Annotated in this window: 14 protein-coding genes; 10 read left to right on the forward strand and 4 right to left on the reverse strand. The window is 52.6% G+C overall.

Translation table 11 applies throughout. From position 1 onward, the window contains the following. Positions 1-453: 453 nt before the first annotated feature. The 8 genes from J4864_RS10310 to J4864_RS10345 all read left to right on the forward strand — a co-directional run bounded on the left by J4864_RS10310 (position 454) and on the right by J4864_RS10345 (position 12,064). Entirely contained in the window at positions 454-2,073 is a 1,620-nt protein-coding gene (locus tag J4864_RS10310) for a BACON domain-containing protein (protein WP_007367355.1), read from the forward strand. A 36-nt stretch (positions 2,074-2,109) separates the two neighbouring features. Next, on the forward strand, positions 2,110-3,714 hold the full coding sequence (locus J4864_RS10315) for a BACON domain-containing protein (RefSeq protein WP_013672022.1): 1,605 nt from the start codon (positions 2,110-2,112) through the stop codon (positions 3,712-3,714). 17 nt (positions 3,715-3,731) lie between these two features. Further along, complete coding sequence (locus tag J4864_RS10320; RefSeq protein WP_211814814.1) at positions 3,732-6,494, forward strand: S8 family serine peptidase; 2,763 nt, start codon at positions 3,732-3,734, stop codon at positions 6,492-6,494. 12 nt (positions 6,495-6,506) lie between these two features. Then, entirely contained in the window at positions 6,507-7,460 is a 954-nt protein-coding gene (locus J4864_RS10325) for a PorV/PorQ family protein (RefSeq protein ID WP_211814815.1), read from the forward strand. 42 nt (positions 7,461-7,502) lie between these two features. Further along, entirely contained in the window at positions 7,503-9,059 is a 1,557-nt protein-coding gene (locus tag J4864_RS10330) for a hypothetical protein (protein WP_211814816.1), read from the forward strand. Positions 9,060-9,975: 916 nt separating this feature from the next. Then, positions 9,976-10,938, forward strand: a complete 963-nt coding sequence (locus J4864_RS10335) for a type I phosphomannose isomerase catalytic subunit (RefSeq protein ID WP_211814817.1) — start codon at positions 9,976-9,978, stop codon at positions 10,936-10,938. 68 nt (positions 10,939-11,006) lie between these two features. After that, a complete protein-coding gene (locus J4864_RS11860) occupies positions 11,007-11,144 on the forward strand; it encodes a hypothetical protein (RefSeq protein ID WP_246479453.1) in 138 nt (45 codons plus the stop codon). 494 nt (positions 11,145-11,638) lie between these two features. Further along, on the forward strand, positions 11,639-12,064 hold the full coding sequence (locus J4864_RS10345) for a hypothetical protein (RefSeq protein WP_211814818.1): 426 nt from the start codon (positions 11,639-11,641) through the stop codon (positions 12,062-12,064). A gap of 249 nt (positions 12,065-12,313) precedes the next feature. Here J4864_RS10345 and J4864_RS10350 read toward each other — a convergent pair whose 3' ends face one another. After that, positions 12,314-13,381 (reverse strand): AI-2E family transporter, encoded by a 1,068-nt coding sequence (locus J4864_RS10350; protein WP_211814819.1) that lies wholly within the window; start codon positions 13,379-13,381, stop codon positions 12,314-12,316. A 7-nt stretch (positions 13,382-13,388) separates the two neighbouring features. Further along, positions 13,389-13,988: a thymidine kinase gene (locus tag J4864_RS10355; protein WP_211814820.1), complete on the reverse strand. Its 600-nt coding sequence runs from the start codon at positions 13,986-13,988 to the stop codon at positions 13,389-13,391. A gap of 346 nt (positions 13,989-14,334) precedes the next feature. On the opposite strand from J4864_RS10355, the gene rsmI reads away from it, so the two are divergent. Continuing rightward, entirely contained in the window at positions 14,335-15,057 is a 723-nt protein-coding gene (rsmI, locus tag J4864_RS10360) for a 16S rRNA (cytidine(1402)-2'-O)-methyltransferase (protein ID WP_211814821.1), read from the forward strand. Then, entirely contained in the window at positions 15,054-15,968 is a 915-nt protein-coding gene (locus tag J4864_RS10365) for a Cbp1 family collagen-binding glycoprotein adhesin (protein ID WP_007367367.1), read from the forward strand. The genes rsmI and J4864_RS10365 overlap by 4 nt, the downstream gene beginning before the upstream one ends. 90 nt (positions 15,969-16,058) lie before the next feature. Here the strand turns inward: J4864_RS10365 and J4864_RS10370 are convergent, their stop codons facing one another. Next, positions 16,059-16,433, reverse strand: a complete 375-nt coding sequence (locus J4864_RS10370) for a hypothetical protein (protein WP_007367368.1) — start codon at positions 16,431-16,433, stop codon at positions 16,059-16,061. Continuing rightward, complete coding sequence (locus tag J4864_RS10375) at positions 16,430-16,912, reverse strand: RNA polymerase sigma factor (RefSeq protein ID WP_211814822.1); 483 nt, start codon at positions 16,910-16,912, stop codon at positions 16,430-16,432. Before J4864_RS10375 ends, J4864_RS10370 begins: the two co-directional genes overlap by 4 nt. Positions 16,913-16,918 lie beyond the last annotated feature (6 nt).

Here is a 16,918-nt window from a genome sequence, read left to right on the forward strand (position 1 = left end):
TGAGAAAATGGAAAGTAAGTCTGAAAGAAACAATTTACGAGGAAGGATATTCTCAACAGCCGGGAATCCTGTTCCCAACGGCTGGGAATCCTGTTCCCGACGGCTGGGAACAGAATTCCCTGACGGTTGGGGGTGTCAGTCTATCGTTTGTCTTGACTTTTGCCTGTACCGTACTTTCATGTGATTTCACGCATAAACTGCTGGAAATTACTCATAAATGAGTATTGCCGTATCAGCAGGAAGGGAGTACCTTTGCACAGGAATTTACATATCCTCAATAACCGATGAAGAATTATCACCTGCCCGGGCCGCTTCGCAAAGGGCTTTGCTCCTCCGTATCGGGATGCCGGAGTGATGTCGTCGTGCCATTATCCATGTCCCTGCCGGGAACTATCAATATAATTTCAGAACATCATCCAAAATAATTTTTATCTGACAAAAACCTTGAAGAGTATGAATTTAAGAAAGACTTTTTACTCCCTTTTCCTTGGCGGAATCCTTCTTTGCCTGTTCTCCTGTGCAAAGGAAGACGAGTTTGAGCTGCCGACGCTGGTTCTCTCGGAGAACAACGTTGCGTTTGACAAGGGAGTCGGTGAAAGGAACATCAGCGTGACAACAAACCAGAGCAGCTGGGTAGCTTCGTCTCCCCAGGAGGGCGACTGGATTTCGCTGGTGCAGGACGGCAATCTCCTGAAAGTGAAAGTGGGAGAAAACAAGATGGGGGCGGAGCGTACCGGTTACGTGCTCGTGAACGCCAACGGAGCCACGGGAAAAATAGAGGTGAAGCAGAGTGCGGCCGACGTGACGCTCGACGTTGTCCCGACCGCCATCTATCTGCCCCAGACAGGCGGCGAAAAGACAATCGACGTAACGACCAATTCGTCGGTTTATGAGGTTACGCCGAGTGAAGAGGTCGACTGGCTCAAGATCGTCAAGTCTGACGAAGAGATAAAGCTGGTTGCCGGACGTAACGATACTTATCAGAAACGTGAAGTGAAGCTGTATGCCAAGAGCGGCAGCGTCACCCGTGAGATCGTCGTGTCGCAGTCGGGCATCCAGCGTTATATCCTTCCCATCAATCCCGGTGCGCCGCAGGATGTACACAGAATCATGGAATACGAGCTGGGACGCGGCAGCTATCTGCGCGAGTACCAGACGGCGATGCCGGCCTACGGCCTGGAGGAAATGTACACGTTCATCACTCCTTCACCGATCTTCACACTGATACAGTATTGCAGCTCTGACGGCGTTACGCCCTCGCAGATCATCACTGTCGGCGACGGCACCAAGGCCATAGCGGCCGTCAAGGACAAGGCTTTCGGGCGGTTCCTTTCCGACAACGGTTATGTGCGCAGCAACTCCGAGTCGGACAGGGAATATATGAACGAGAAGGAGCTGCTCTCGTTGAAGATCTACATCTCGGAAAAGGAGAACAACGAAGGCGTCAACCTTACCTTCACGCCGGTGATGAAGCAGACGGGAGAATACAAGACCTTCGACAGGATTCCTTATTATCCGCTTGAGCTTCTGCAGGCCGACAACGTGAAGGTAGCGCAGGTGGAACAGTATGAGAAGAATGCCGGCAGCAAGGAAGAAGAGCGCACGATGAACGAGAACAAGGACACGGAAGTGTCACAGCTTCAGTACACGTTGAAGAAGAACGAAAGTCCGTCGGCTCCCTATGCCCGCATCCACATCTTCTATACGACGGACAAGGACGGCAATGTCCCTGCAAAACTGGGGAGCGTACAGATCGGTGCGCTGCTCTTCAAGGACACGAGCCTCGGTGTATGGAAATATGGGAACAAATGGATTGCCACGAATGAAATCAAGAAGAAACTCGGTGAGGAAGGCTTCTCTTACCTCCGTTCTTCCGGCAACAATCACTTCTTCGCCCGCGAACGTGACCATCTTGTCATCGCTGTCACCTGCGTAGCCGACAACAACGTGCCGACACTCGCTCTGCTCTACAGCTACGACCCGTCAGTGTCCGGTGCAGGCAGCAAGGCCGTGAAGGCGCAGGCAAGGATGGTCCGGAACTTCATGGAGGCAAAGCAGACGTTGAAGTTTTAGCCAGGTTGTTATACCTTATTTAAATGTTATCCTGATATGCGTATAATGAATTTACATAAGCTGCTGCGGTTCGCCTTCCTGTGTCTGGTACTGGCGATGGTGGCGGGCTGTTCTGAAAAGGACAGCTTTGAGCAACCGCAGCTGAATGTTTCAGAGAAAGACATCACCTTTTCCAACCAGATGGGAGAGAAGACCATTACCGTAAACACGAACTGCAAAGAATGGATTGCCACGACACCCAAGCCGTGGATTCATCTCACACAGAGCGGGAACGAGATTGCCGTAAGGGTGGATGCCAATACGACCGGCGTGGAACGGAGCAGTTACATCCTCGTTGACGGCGGTCTGGCAGTGGAGAAAATCATGGTAAGACAGAGTGCCGCTGACTTTTCACTGGATATTGCCAACGGCGAGGTTGTCCTGCCGCAGGCAGGCGGTACGACGACCGTCGACGTGAACATGGAAAGCAGTCTGTACGAGCTGCACCAGAGCGAACAGCCCGAATGGATGCAGGTCATCAAGAAGAAGCGTGGCCTGAAATTCATTTCCAAACCGAACTATGGTACTGTGGAAAGGACAACGAAGCTGACTGTATCAGTCGGTGGGAAAACGCATGACATTGCTGTCAGGCAGCCGGGTGTGGCAACCTTCATCCTGGCCTGCAACCCGGGCAATCCTTTCAGCCTGCACAGGATGATGGACTTTGAAATCCGCCGGGGAAGTATTCTCTCGGAGTACGGAGCGCCGGATGCAGAGAACGGAATCTATGAGGAGAGCTATTTCTTCAAGACCCCCTCTCCCTTGTTCAAGGATGTTGTCTACGTTCACGACACAAAGCATTTCGTGCCCACCCGCATTTATACGCGTTCGCTGGTAAAGGAAGGCGTCGATGCGGTGAAGTCGCAGGCTTTCCAGGACTTCCTGAAAGGCAGCGGCTACGTGAGGGACGAGAAAGACCCGAACCATTACATCAATGTGCGGGAGCACTTCACCATGGATGTCGACATTATGGAGAGCAACAACAGTGTCGTGCTGTTCTTCTATCAGATGCATGAGCAGGACCGTGATTATGAGACGTTCCGGCACCTTGAGCTCGGCCCGCTCGAGCTTCTGGACAAGGCTGACAAGAAGGTCGGTGCAGTAGAGGAGTACGAAGCAGGCAAGAAGAGCGAAGAGGTGAAGCGGCAGGTCTCCAAGAGCAGTGAGGTTGAAGCAATCGTCTACAAGACGACCGATCCGACGCTGGTAGCCCGCACCTACTACTTCTATACCCGTGGCGGTGACAGTCCTGCCCCGCAGGGCAAGGAAGGGAGTGTCGAGCAGTACAGCATGAGCTTCAGCCGGCCGAATCTGGGCATCTGGCAGTATGGCAACGAATGGTTCGTGACCCGTGAGTTTGACAGGCTGCTCACTTCAAACGGTTTCGAGTTCGTCAGTTACAACGGCCAGCATCATGTCTATGCCCGCCGCTCCGATTATCTGACGCTGGCTATCTCCGGCGGTAAGTTCTCCGATGTGAACGACGGACAGCCGGTCATGCAGGTCAGCGTGCTTTACAAGAAGAATGTTTTTGAAGGAAGCAAGCAGCAGCGGATGGCAAAGATAGAGCGTATGCTCAAAGAGCACAAAGTAAGGAAGTAATATAGAAAAGAACAGTAATGAAGAAAACCATTATATCTTTATGTGCGTGTGCGCTCTCGGGTATGATGCTCATGTCGTGTCAGGACAGTATCGACATGGAAGCAGCCGGCAGCGGTACACGCTCCGTTAACATCGACAAGGACCTCTTTGCAGTAAAGGGATGTGTCCATGTGAAGCTGTCGAAGGCCGCCAGTGCCGCCTTGCCTGCTACCCGAAGCGGGGAGGTAGAGATGCAGAGCGTGCCCTCGGCAATGTCTTCCGCCATGCAATACGCCGGTGCCTACAGGATGGAAAGGGTCTTCAAGCCCGCAGGAGTCTATGAGGCACGGACCGTGGCAGCGGGACTTGACCGCTGGTACACTGTCTATTTCGACGACAGCAAGGATGTTGCTGCAGTCGTACAGCAATTCAGCAAGGCGAAGGGAGTGGAATACGCCGAACGTGTCCTGCCCATTGCACGGCCGGAAATCACCGCAAAGCCTTATACGGCAGCTGGCGCGGATGCTTCCATGCAGCAGGCGGCGGCAGGCGGATTTGACGACCCGCTTCTGGCAAAGCAGTGGCATTATTACAATGACGGGTCGGTCAGCGTCCGTGCGAAGAAGGGGGCTGACTGCAACGTCAGGCCGGTATGGGAGAAATACACGACCGGCAGGAAGAATGTCATTGTAGCCATTGTCGACGGCGGCATTGACGTTACACATGAGGACCTTGTGGACAATCTCTACGTCAACGAGAAGGAAAAGAACGGACAGCCTGGTGTCGACGATGACGGCAACGGTTTCATAGACGATGTCTACGGTTACAACTTTGTTGAAGCGAAGGATGTTGTCGGAGGAACGATAGAGCCTGATGACGAAGGGCACGGCACACACGTCGCCGGCACGGTCGGCGCACGTAACAACAACGGAAAGGGTGTTGCCGGCATAGCCGGCGGTGATGGGACAGCCGGCAGCGGCGTACGGCTGATGAGCTGTCAGATTTTCCGGAGGAAGAACGAGCAGGGCGATGCGGCGGCTGCCATCAAGTATGCGGCTGACAACGGAGCCGTCATCTGCCAGAACTCATGGGGATATGCGTCCACAGCGGGTGTCACGGCAATGCCGCAGCTGCTGAAGGAGGCCATCGATTACTTCATCAAGATGGCAGGCTGTGATGCCAGCGGACAGCAGCGGGCGGACTCTCCGATGAAAGGAGGCGTAGTCGTATTCGCTGCCGGCAACGAGAACAAGGAGTTCTCGGCTTATCCGGCCTGCTATCCCCCGGCCGTCTCGGTCTCTGCCATGGCCTGGGATTTCACGAAGGCAAGTTACAGCAATTATGCCAAATGGGTCACGATCATGGCGCCGGGCGGCGACCAGGACCGTTACGGTACGGAAGCCGGCGTGTTGAGTACCGTCCCTAAGCGCAAGGCTGCTTCCGGTTACGCCTACTTCCAGGGAACATCCATGGCCTGCCCGCACGTTTCGGGTATTGCCGCACTTATCGCCTCCTACTTCGGAAAGCAGGGTTTCACCAACGAGGAATTGAAGTCGCGGCTGACGACTGCATACAGGCCTTACAACATCGACGAACAGAACCCGGCATACAAAGGGAAGTTGGGCCGGGGATATATCGACGCCGAGGCTGCCTTTGAATCTGACACGAAGATTGCACCGGAGAAAGTCGGGACGTTGTCGCTGACCCCTGACTTCGTGGATGTCACCGCTGAATGGAGCATTGCGAAGGACGAGGACAAGACGGCAGCCTTCTACCGGCTGTACATCAGCCCCGGCGATCTGACGACTGAAAGTCTCAAGGACATGAGCTACAAGGAGGTGAACGGTGTGGGACACCGTCTGGGCGAAACGTTGAAATACACTTTCAACGACCTTCAGGACAACAAGACGTACAGCATTGCCGTAGTGGCTGTGGACCGTTGGGGCAATCTCTCGGCACCGGTCATACGGCAATGTACGACGAAGCTCAACCATGCCCCGGAGACAAGCGGATTCCCGGAAGGGGTCATCGAAGTGGGCGAAGACGAGCGGAAGTCCTTCAGTTTCAATGTTTCCGACCCTGACGGACATGGCTGGGACATAAAGACTGCGGGCGAGACCCAGGGCGTTTCCTACACCTTGAACCGGTCTACAGTGACCGTACACCTTGTCCCTGTACTTGCGGCAGGCAGTTACACCTGTACGTTCATCCTCACAGACGACTTGGGAGCAAAGGCAGAGAAGAGCTTTACGTTCAGAATCGTCAAGTATATCCCGCCGCAGTTGGAAAAGCCGTTCGGCGACTGTATCATCGGCCTGGATGAAGGCATCGTGACAATTCCCCTGACGGGACATTACGCATACAGCGGCAAGAACCGCCTTACGTACAAAGCCGATGTCTCTAACGGCAGCATCGCCTCTGCCGCCGTCAGCAATGACAATCTTCAGCTGCGGCCGCTGGCAAAGGGCATCACACGTGTCAATGTGTCTGCGACAGATGGCCGTCAGACCTCCTCTGACGCTTCTTTCCAGATCCGTGTCGTTGAACGGAAGTCCGCACCGGTTTATGCGGTCTATCCCATTCCGGTCAGGAAAGACATCCATGCACTGCTCAACCCTGAGGTGAAGCAGGCGGAACTTGTCGTCAGCACGACCGTAGGCGAACGGCTGATGAAAGCTGACGTGACTCCTGACAGGAATCATGTGGCGACACTGGATCTCTCCAGACTGAATCCGGGAACCTACAGACTTGCGGTGCATACGGGCAAGGGAGATCACACCCAGATGTTCATCAAACGATAATTACAAACGAGTATGAATTCAAAACATATCATTCTAACAGCCTGTACAGCACTCCTCTGTGCCGTGCAGGCCCATGCACAGGGACAGAACCTCCCGATATTGACTGCCGGCACCGATGCACGGACTGCTGCTATGGGCAATGTGTCGGCAGCGGCCGAAGGGATGTATCTGTACAACAGTCCTGCTGCTTTCTTTGCAGCAGACAAGAAGTTCACGGCAGACGCTTCCGCTTCATTATACGAAAAGGCAGAGGGGGCTGACGGAACATTCGGACTCTATACAGCCACCGTAGGCTGGCAATTCGCCAGGCATCATGCAGCGTTTGCCGGCTTCCGGTATGCCGGCGGTCTGAAGTTCAAGGGGTACGATATGCTCGGTGAACCGACCAAGGATTACAAGCCCTACGACTGGACCATCGACATGGGTTATGCCTGTATGATCGGCAAGGGATTCGCTGCCTATGCAACGGGAAGCGTCCTCTTCAGCCACCTGTCGAAGAATGCCACCGGAGGTGCATTCACCGTGGGTGCCTCCTATCAGAACAGAAGCGTGACCGTCGCCCGCAAGCCTGCACGTCTCATGGTAGATGCCAAGGTGGGGGCAATCGGTCCCCGGCTCGACTATGGAAACGGCAGCAAGACATCAATGCCTACGTATGCTGCCGTTGGAGGGGCGTTGTCGGTGGATGTGGCGGACAGGCATCAGGTGGCGGCTGCCCTGTCTTCCCGCTACTTCTTCCAGCCGTCAGATTACACGACCCTCATGGCTGGCGGCGGACTTGAATATACTTATGACAAGATGGTATCAGTGCGTGCCGGATATGAATACGGCTCTCACGACCTCAGCCATGTTACGATGGGTGTCGGCTTCAGGTATCACGGACTGCGCCTGAACGGAGCCTATCTGCTGAAAACGGCTGATGCCGGTAGCAGTTATTGCACCTTCGGCATCGGATATGACTTCTGACAGACACAGACAAATAATTTATCTCATCTAAAATATCAGATTATGAAGAAAACTTTATTCTCTATTTGTGCATTCCTTCTGGCGCTCACCGCTTCCGCACAGCGGATGGATACGCCGGCGGGGACGCTTATTGATAACATGTACCGCACCAGCGATTCGTGGAAACAGAAGAGCTGGACAGGCACGGCACCAGGCAGGTACGAGGGGCTGGTCTCCAAGATCGTGGTGGGCGATGATGGCTGCCTCTACGTCTACAATCCGCTTTCAGGCCTTGACAGCAAGTCGTGGCTGAAGCTGGACAAGGTAAGCGACGGCCAGTACAAAGCCGTTCTGCCGCAGGACATCCACAAGGACGACAACGGTGACGACGATGACGATGATTCTGGTTCGGAGCGTATCTTGCAGCTTAATCGTTTGCAGCTCAAAGGCAATGACAAGTACGAGGTTGTTGCAAAGAACAGAAATTACATGATGTTCACCTGGGACGGCAAGACGCTCACGATGCAGGGCGTAGGCTCCAAGAGCGAAATCTTGGGAATGACTTACAAGAATGTATGGGAAGACCGCTACGGCGACTGGGCTGTCACGATTCAGACGCTTGAAGACAAGCTCGTCACCCCTCCGGCATCGGCCAGGAAGGAGCAGTACACGCTTACCTCCAGGGAAGTGACTTCTCCACGCATCGTGGAGGCGGCTGTCGACGGCAACGACCTTTACCTGAAAGGAATCTTCAAGAGTGCGAAACTTGCCGGCGTATGGGTGAAGCTCACCAAGGACGGCGACAAGTACGTGATGCAGACGAACCAGTATCTGGGTACGACGAAGAAGACCGACTTCAAGAGCTATTCCTATGATAAGGCGGAGTATCACACCTATGCCGCTGCTTTCAATGATGCCGCAAATGTTGCTGACCATATCGGATTCAGTGTGGATGCGACAAGCGGCGTGCTGACGGCTGACAACATTCTCGGTGTGGTGCAGGGCAGAAGCAGTGCGAAGAATCTGCTCGACAGCGACCTTGAGAGCTACGAGAACCTTGTGCTGACTCCTTACCAGCACAAGGCCGCCAAGCCGGAGACCCCGAAGCTGCACTACTGTTCGGCAGCGGAAAGCTACGACTACACCACGACCACCACGACCCTGGCTTTCTATGTGAAGAATGTAGATGTCGAAGGGAAGTATCTCGACCCGGCCAAGATGTACTATAACGTTTACGTCAATGACAGCAAGGAGCCGTTCAAGTTTCTGAAGGCGAAGTACACGGATCTGGAGAAGGACATGACCGATATTCCTTTCAGCTATAAGGACAAGCGGAACTATGACATCAAGGTTGTAGACAATCAGCGCATTATCCACTTCTACGATGCATCCGTCAAGAAACTGTCTGTCGTGATGGTCTATGAGGAAGACGGCAAGAAGTATTCCAGTGATCCGATGACGGCTCCGGTCGTCACTGCCGGCATCGAGGATGCCGCCGTCAACAAGAATGCCGCCGAGAAGTATTATACGGTTGACGGCCGGCGGCTCCAGCACTTGCAGAGAGGCTTGAACATCGTGAAGTCTTCTGACGGAACAACCCGGAAGGTGCTTGTGAAGTAGTTTCCTCTGCACAGACAGGGAGTGTGCATCAGGCGTGCATGCGCATGACAGATACAGAAGGTCCTGTTGAGGCATAATTCGTCTCGACGGGACCTTTTTGTGTCAGTACAGCCTTTTCCTGGTTCTTCCGTTAAATGCGTAGATGGAAAATAGAATAAAGGCTTATGCCTTTGCAAGGTATGACTGTCCGAAATCAGATGGTCTTACAAAGGGGGTTAAACTACAGGATAAAATGCAGGAAAGACAGATAGATACGATGTCCGTCCATCGGCCTGTCTTTCCGTCTTCTACAGACAACTTATTCCCATATCATCGGTGTTTGTAAATATTTTTACGCAGTTCAAATCTGACACATGCTCTTCTGGCTTCTAAAAGATGCCTGATTGACCTGCAACCGGTGCTTTATTAGCGTGTTACTAACGCCCTTTTGAAGTCCAATCAAGCACCTTTTAAGAACGACTTGACAACCGGTTGATTGACTGCTGGTTACAAGCCTGCTTTTTGCACGTGTTCTTTATATTTGCAGATGATCTGTTTGAAATTATGTAATGACTTTTCAAAATCTTGTCTGTATTTTGAATGTATTAAGATGAAAAAGGTTTTTGTATCTGAGAATGATAACAGAACGGACAGCTGACGGTCTTGGCTATGTTTATGGTTAATGAATCACTTCGGTTCTTCCGTTAAAACCATACGAAGAGCATCCACGCATTTAACGGAAGAATCCTTTTTTGATGGATGCAATACAGTGGACAAACCTCAAACCTCAAACCTCAAATCTCAAATCTCAAACCTCAATCCTCAAACCTCAAAGTTTTGCCATGTCCGGAATAAAATGTAACTTTGCAATGCTGAAAGAATCTGTCTGACGGATTCTTTGCAGATCTGTTGATAATAACCAAATGTAACAATAAAAATGGAAATGTTTAAGTTCAATCCTCTGTTGAAGTCAACCCTCTGGGGCGGTGAGAAGATAGTCCCCTTCAAGCATCTTGCTTCAGACCAGAAGCAGGTGGGCGAAAGCTGGGAGGTCTCCGGCGTGAAGGATAACGAGAGTGTCGTGGCAGACGGCAAGTACAAAGGCTGGACGCTGAACGCACTTGTCGACACGCTGAAGGAGCGGCTGGTAGGCAAGGAGAACTATGCGCGTTTCGGCAACGAGTTCCCGTTGCTCGTGAAGTTCATCGATGCCCGGCAGCAGCTCTCCATACAGGTGCATCCCACCGACGCGCAGGCACAGGCGAAGGGGCTGGGACGCGGCAAGACGGAAATGTGGTATGTCATGGAGAGCGACGCCGACGCCTCCCTCCGCAGCGGACTGAAACGGCAGATTACGCCGGAGCAGTACAAGTCGATGGTGGAAGACGACACCATCACCGACGCACTGGCGGAGTATCCAGTCAAAGAAGGCGATGTGTTCTTCCTCCCGGCAGGGCGCATCCATTCTATCGGTGCCGGCTGTTTCCTGGCGGAGATACAGGAGACGAGCGACGTCACCTACCGCATCTACGACTTCAAACGCAAGGACAAGGAGGGCAACTACCGGCAGCTGCACACCCGGGAGGCGGCCGAGTGCATCGACTACACCGTCTATCCTGACTACCGCACGCGGTATGAGGCACGGAAGGACGAACCGGTAGAACTGGTGCGCTGTCCGTACTTCACGACTTCCGTCTATGACCTCACAGAGCCGATGACGCTTGATTACAGCGACCTGGACTCATTCGTCATCCTCGTAGGACTGAAAGGCGAGGGCGGACTTACCGATGCCGACGGCAATACCGTTGCTTTCCGTGCCGGCGAGAGCGTGCTTCTGCCTGCTACGGCAACCACCGTGAAGGTCTCCGGGACGGTCAAGTTCCTGGAGTCGTATGTGTGAGCCATGTCTTCTGGGAGGAACCATCAGGGCGATGCGTGAGGATCAGGGACGTACCGTGAAGGAACTCCGTGAACAGACAGAACGCTTCGCTGGCGAAGGTCTTCAAAGACAGCTCGAAGATGCAGGGTGGCCGGGGAGAAATCGTCCTCGGCAAGCTGCCTTGGAAAGCTGCCGGCTCTTTTACAAGCCGGCAGCTTTTCCTGTAAGAGAACTGCAAGGACGAGAACCGTGACTTTCCCCATAAGGGCACAGGCTGTTTTCGCAACGACACGGGCATCTGGCGGACAAAGAGTCATGCAGAATGTGTATTCAGTATACAATAAACTGTGTATAAGCGACTTGTAAAGAAAAAGCTGCATGACACCTGCGAGCTGACGATAGTGAAACCATGTTTAAACATCGCTAAACGGTCTTAATAAATGATGCTTTTATACATTTTGTTTATAGTTTTGCGAAAACGAAGTAATTTAAACGACACAATGAAAAAAGTAATTGACAGAAACGCTATTTTTCCCTCAATGATTTTACTGCTCACGTTCTTTCTGTTCACGGGCTTGTTGAGTTCGTGCAGTCATGATGATGACGAACAGGAGCAGATCCATACACCTCTGCAAAAATGTAATGTTATGGGAATTATTAATAAAAAAATATAGACATTACGGAGTCAGACACCACTAACACCGACCGTCTCAGCACGGTTATGGCATACAGAACTGCAGATGACAAGCAGAGCTTGGCATTGAAAGTAAGACTGATAACGTCGAAAGATTCTACCGTAGACCTTCATCTTTATGTTCCTGACTTTATGGACACATACACAGCAACAGATAACCATCTTTATAGACCCCAAAAATATAGATACTATATTGAGGTCAATTATTCTGGCATCAAAACACCTGTCACTTATGTTTCATCGAAAGTGGGTTTCCCGGCAGATCTTCGTTTTTCAACCATAGCCTTAATATCGTACTACACAAATTCTGCTAATACCTCAGCACACATAAGAAAGTATAGGTATAATATAAAAGGAAGATTTGACGGTATACTGGTTAATAAAAACAATGAACAAGACAAATTGCGGATAGGACTTGATGTGGATTTGGATACGCCCATCACTGTAATCTGACATGGAGGATTTCACATTCTGGCCTGTCATGCTTTCCTTTGAATGACAAGGGCATGGAAGTACGGTCATGAATCGCTCCCGGACTTACAGCGGTGCGGCTGCATGGCAGCTGCCTGGGGAAAAGCAGACACCCTCGCTTTCCGCAGCACAACATAGTGTCTGTCGGAGAGCGAGGGTGTCTGTCCTAACGGTCTGCCCGTCATGCGCCTGTCGGAAACCTTGCAAGGAGAGACGGGACGGATAGGATGTTTACTGTTCCTCCTTTGTCACATACCGCTGCCAATAGGCAATGATGAGCGTGGTGAGCGGAAGGGCGATGATCAGTCCGATGAAGCCTAACAGTGCCCCCCATACGGAGAGGGAAAGCAGCAGGATGGCCGGGTTCAGTCCCATGGCTTTTCCCATGATCTTCGGCGTAATCACCATGTCCATCAGCACCTGCACGACGGCGAAGACCGCCAGGGCCGACCCGAAGATGATCCAGAAGTTCTGTCCTGTATCGGCCGCCTTGAGCAGGGCGAGGAACGCCGTCGGTATGAGTGCGAAGGTATGAAGATAAGGTACGAGGTTGAGGATGCCGACGAGGATGCCCATGCCGATGGCCATCGGGAAGTCGATGATGGTGAATCCGATGCAGAACAAGATGCCTAAGCAGAGCGATACCAGTCCCTGTCCTCGGATGTAGTTGTTCAGCTCGCGTTCCACGTCCTGTGCCAGTCCGGCCCAGAAGGGGCGCACGTTCCTGGGGAATATCTTTATCCATTTTTCGGTCAGCGTCTCATAGTCGAGCAGGATGAAGAACATATATAACAAGGTGATGCAGGATGCGATGATCGACAGGACGATGCTTGCCGTCTGCCCGATTACCGAGAAGAGCTTCGGCATGGCGGTCTTGAGGGTATTGGTGAAGTCCGGACTCTTCAGGTAGCGTTCTATCTCGATCTGGTTCTCCATGACCCACCGCTGTACGATTGCCGACAGGCTGTCGGTATGGGTCGTCTCGTGCAGATAGCGGTTGGCAACGTGCATGAGCCGGTCGATCTGGCCGATCATCGGGGGGACTATGAAGAGGAAGATGGCGGTAATGACCGCTGCGACGAACAGGAGGGTGACGAGGATGCTCAAGGCTCTGCCCGGCACATGGAGCCTGTACTGTACAAACTTCACAATGGGGTAGAGCAGGTAGGCGAGTAGCCATGCGACAAAGAAAGGCAGAAGCACCCCGGAGAGGGCATTGATGATAAAGCCGACGGCGAGGATGGCAAGTGCGATCAATGCCCATCGTATGAACTTGTCGAATGTGATAGTCTGTGCCATAGTCCTTTTATTTTCTGTCTTTTCTTTCCTCCTGTATCGCTCTCTGGTAGCAGGCACGGCACAACGGCTCGTATTCCTGCTGTTCGCCCAGCATGACACGGCGGTCGTCGGCCACAAGACGGTGGCTCACGTATGCCAGCGCACCGCACTTCACACAGATGGCATGCACCTTCGTCACCTCGTCGGCGATGGCGCAGAGGGCGGGGATAGGACCGAAGGGGGCACCCTTGTAGTCCATGTCGAGGCCGGCGATGATGACGCGCACGCCGTTGTTCGCCAGCTGGTTGCAGACATCTACAAGCCCGTCATCCAGGAACTGTGCTTCGTCGATGCCGACGACATCGATGCCTGCTGCAAGGAGCGGGATGCTGCCCGATGAGTCGATCGGTGTGGAGTGAATGGTATTCTGGTCGTGGCTGACGACATCCTCGTCGGAATAGCGGGTGTCAATGGAGGGCTTGAAGATCTCCACTTTTTGTCTGGCGAACTTCGCCCGTTTCATCCGTCGGATGAGTTCTTCGGTCTTGCCGGAGAACATACTTCCGCAAATCACTTCAATGCGTCCCTGCCGACGCCTTTCACCGTTGAGATTGTCCATCGTTGTCATTTGTTGATGCAAAGATAGATATTTTATAGAGAAAAGGTAAATGTTAAGCGTTAAAAGTTGCTGAAAGAGGGGGAAGCCGGGGAAGAAGCTGTCTTCCCGGTTGAATGTGTCGAGAGGTCAAGATTTCTGAACCTTTCCCCTGAAGGATGCCGTCTTTTCCTCAACCTGTGGCGGTGGAACATTCTCCTTTCCCCCTCTCATCCTGTACCTGCAGCCGGATGTGCCCCTCTTCTGAATGCCCCCGGTCTCCGATGCTTCTGCCCCCTGCAAACGGAAATGATTGTTATGTAAAAAAAGCTAATTTATTTTGACTTTCATCCGATTTGACTTACATTTGCAGCTAAGAATGGGAATACTGTATCTCGTACCGACCCCTGTCGGCAATATGGAGGATATGACGCTCCGGGCCATCAGAGTCCTTAAGGAGGCTGATCTGGTTCTGTGTGAAGATACCCGCACCTCGGGTATTCTGTTGAAGCATTTTGAAATCAGGAACCGCCTGATATCTCATCATAAGTTCAATGAGCACAGCACTTCTGCAGGGATTGTCAACCGTCTGAAAGCAGGGGAGACCATTGCGCTCATCTCTGATGCGGGGACGCCGGGCATCAGCGATCCGGGCTTCTTTCTGGCCCGTGAGGCGGCAGCCAGCGGCGTGACTGTCCAGACGCTGCCGGGTGCGACGGCCTTCGTGCCGGCGCTTGTGTCGAGCGGACTGCCTTGCGACCGGTTCTGTTTCGAAGGCTTCCTGCCGCAGAAGAAAGGGCGCAGGACGCATCTTGAAAGCCTGTCGGAGGAAACGCGGACGATGGTCTTCTATGAGTCGCCTTACCGGGTGGTAAAGACCCTGGAACAGTTTGCGGAGGTGTTCGGAACGGAGCGGCAGGCAAGCTGCTGCAGGGAAATCTCAAAGGTGCATGAAGAGAGTGTACGCGGAACGCTGGCAGAGGTGATCGCCCATTTCAAAGAGACCGAACCACGGGGTGAGTTTGTCATCGTGGTGGCGGGAAAGGAAAAAGTCAAGTCTTCCGACAGGAAGAATCAAACGGATAAAACATATAACGTATGAAGAAACTATTAGTAATGGCAGTATGTGGAGCTCTTGCACTGGCATCCTGCAATCAAGACAAGAAGTCGGCATTGAATCCTGCCGAGATACAGAATGACTCCCTGCGCTCTATCATCAGTGCACGTGACAATGAAATCAATGACATGATGGGCACGCTGAACGATATCCAGCAGGGCTTTACCGAGATCAACGAGGCCGAGAACCGGGTAACGATTGCGAAGGACGGTGAACGGCCGGACAAGGCTACGCAGGTGAAGGAGAATATACAGTTCATCGCCCAGCGCATGAAGGAGAACCGCGAACTGATCAAGAAGCTGCAGCAGCAGTTGCGCGAGACGGGCTTCAAGGGGGACGCCATGAAGAAGACCCTCAGCCAGCTGACCAACCAGCTGAGCCGCAAGGAGTCGGACTTGAAGCAGCTCCGTTCCGAACTGGAGTCGAAAAATATCCATATCAAGGAACTTGACGAGACCATCACGGGGCTGAATACGGATGTTGCGACGCTGAAGACGGAAAAAGAGAGCCTTGCTACGGAGAAGGAGACCCTCACCAAGGAAAAGGAAAATCTTCAGGCGGAAAGCAATCAGAAGACCGAGACCATCAACACACAGGACAAGCAGCTGAATACAGGCTGGTATGTGTTCGGTACGAAGAGTGAACTGAAGGCACAGCACATCCTCGACGGTGGAAAGGTATTGCAGGGTTCGTTCAACAAGAACTACTTTACGAAGATTGACATCCGTGTCAACAAGGAAATCAAACTTTACAGCAAGAGCGCCCGGCTGCTGACGGCTCATCCGAGCAGCAGCTACTCTCTGTCGACTGACACCAACGGGCAGTACGTCCTCCGTATCACGGATCCGCAGACCTTCTGGAGTACGAGCAAGTATCTGGTCGTACAGGTTCGATAGCTGTCGGAGAAGCATAAGAAAAGAGACATCCTCATCGTGTGGATGTCTCTTTTTTTGACACTTTCCTTCTGCTTCTCGCAGGATGGGACTTTACGGTTTCAGGTTGACCATCCTCATGGTGAACAGCAGGCTGAACGTGACGAAGGCGGCACCGATCGCCAGACCGATATACCGGACGTTGTGAAGCAGGACAAGGATAAGTTCCGGTTCTGTCCCATTGACATATGTCTCCATGATGGCAGGCAGTGTGAAACTTGCGAGCGTCACCATGCACCCCACTACAATGCCGACGGCAAGCATCCAGATTGACAGCCGTCTGTTCTTACGGGTCTCTGCGCGTTGATAAGCCTTTACTTCTTCTACAAGTTCCATCTGCCGTTGCAGCCTCCCCATGAACTGCCTGTCATCCGAAAGCCGGGGATGATAGTCTGCCAGCAGGTCTTTTAAGAATTTGTCCTCGTTCATCTTTCCAGTAAGTTTTTAAGTTCCTCCCGTCCCCGTGAGAGCTGCTTCTTGATGGCACTCTCACTGCTGTCGGTTATCTCTGCAATCTCTTTTATCTGATAGCCCTGCATGTAATAGAGCAGGATGCTTGTCCGTATCGTTTCAGAAAGCGTTGCCAAGGCACTGTGCAATTCCTCGTAGCGGAAAGCATCATCGCTCCCATTGCTTCCCTGTAACGTCAAGGCTTTCTCAATAGGCTGTTCGGCCCGGTTCTTCTGTCTGCGGTGTGAATCGATGAAGACACGATAGGCGATTTTCATCAGCCATGCCGGGAACTTCCCCCGTTCGTCGTACTGTTCGCTTCGAAGATAGGCCTTGATGAGTGCTTCTTGAGCAATGTCGTCAGCTTCGGCACTGTTGCCGCAGCACAAGGCCGTCAGGAACCGGCGCAATGCTGCCTGCTCCTGACCGACCCGGTTGACGAACTGTTCTCTTGTCATAGTTTC

The organism is Prevotella multiformis, from assembly GCF_018127985.1.
GTDB lineage: Bacteria > Bacteroidota > Bacteroidia > Bacteroidales > Bacteroidaceae > Prevotella > Prevotella multiformis.

What these genes read in the sequence shown, in the direction of transcription:
- J4864_RS10310 (WP_007367355.1), top strand. Translation starts at nt 454, where the DNA reads ATGAATTTAAGAAAGACTTTTTACTCCCTTTTCCTTGGCGGAATCCTT.
- J4864_RS10315 (WP_013672022.1), top strand. Translation starts at nt 2,110, where the DNA reads ATGCGTATAATGAATTTACATAAGCTGCTGCGGTTCGCCTTCCTGTGT.
- J4864_RS10320 (WP_211814814.1), top strand. Translation starts at nt 3,732, where the DNA reads ATGAAGAAAACCATTATATCTTTATGTGCGTGTGCGCTCTCGGGTATG.
- J4864_RS10325 (WP_211814815.1), top strand. Translation starts at nt 6,507, where the DNA reads ATGAATTCAAAACATATCATTCTAACAGCCTGTACAGCACTCCTCTGT.
- J4864_RS10330 (WP_211814816.1), top strand. Translation starts at nt 7,503, where the DNA reads ATGAAGAAAACTTTATTCTCTATTTGTGCATTCCTTCTGGCGCTCACC.
- J4864_RS10335 (WP_211814817.1), top strand. Translation starts at nt 9,976, where the DNA reads ATGGAAATGTTTAAGTTCAATCCTCTGTTGAAGTCAACCCTCTGGGGC.
- J4864_RS10345 (WP_211814818.1), top strand. Translation starts at nt 11,639, where the DNA reads ATGGCATACAGAACTGCAGATGACAAGCAGAGCTTGGCATTGAAAGTA.
- J4864_RS10350 (WP_211814819.1), bottom strand. Translation starts at nt 13,381, where the DNA reads ATGGCACAGACTATCACATTCGACAAGTTCATACGATGGGCATTGATC.
- J4864_RS10355 (WP_211814820.1), bottom strand. Translation starts at nt 13,988, where the DNA reads ATGACAACGATGGACAATCTCAACGGTGAAAGGCGTCGGCAGGGACGC.
- rsmI (WP_211814821.1), top strand. Translation starts at nt 14,335, where the DNA reads ATGGGAATACTGTATCTCGTACCGACCCCTGTCGGCAATATGGAGGAT.
- J4864_RS10365 (WP_007367367.1), top strand. Translation starts at nt 15,054, where the DNA reads ATGAAGAAACTATTAGTAATGGCAGTATGTGGAGCTCTTGCACTGGCA.
- J4864_RS10370 (WP_007367368.1), bottom strand. Translation starts at nt 16,433, where the DNA reads ATGAACGAGGACAAATTCTTAAAAGACCTGCTGGCAGACTATCATCCC.
- J4864_RS10375 (WP_211814822.1), bottom strand. Translation starts at nt 16,912, where the DNA reads ATGACAAGAGAACAGTTCGTCAACCGGGTCGGTCAGGAGCAGGCAGCA.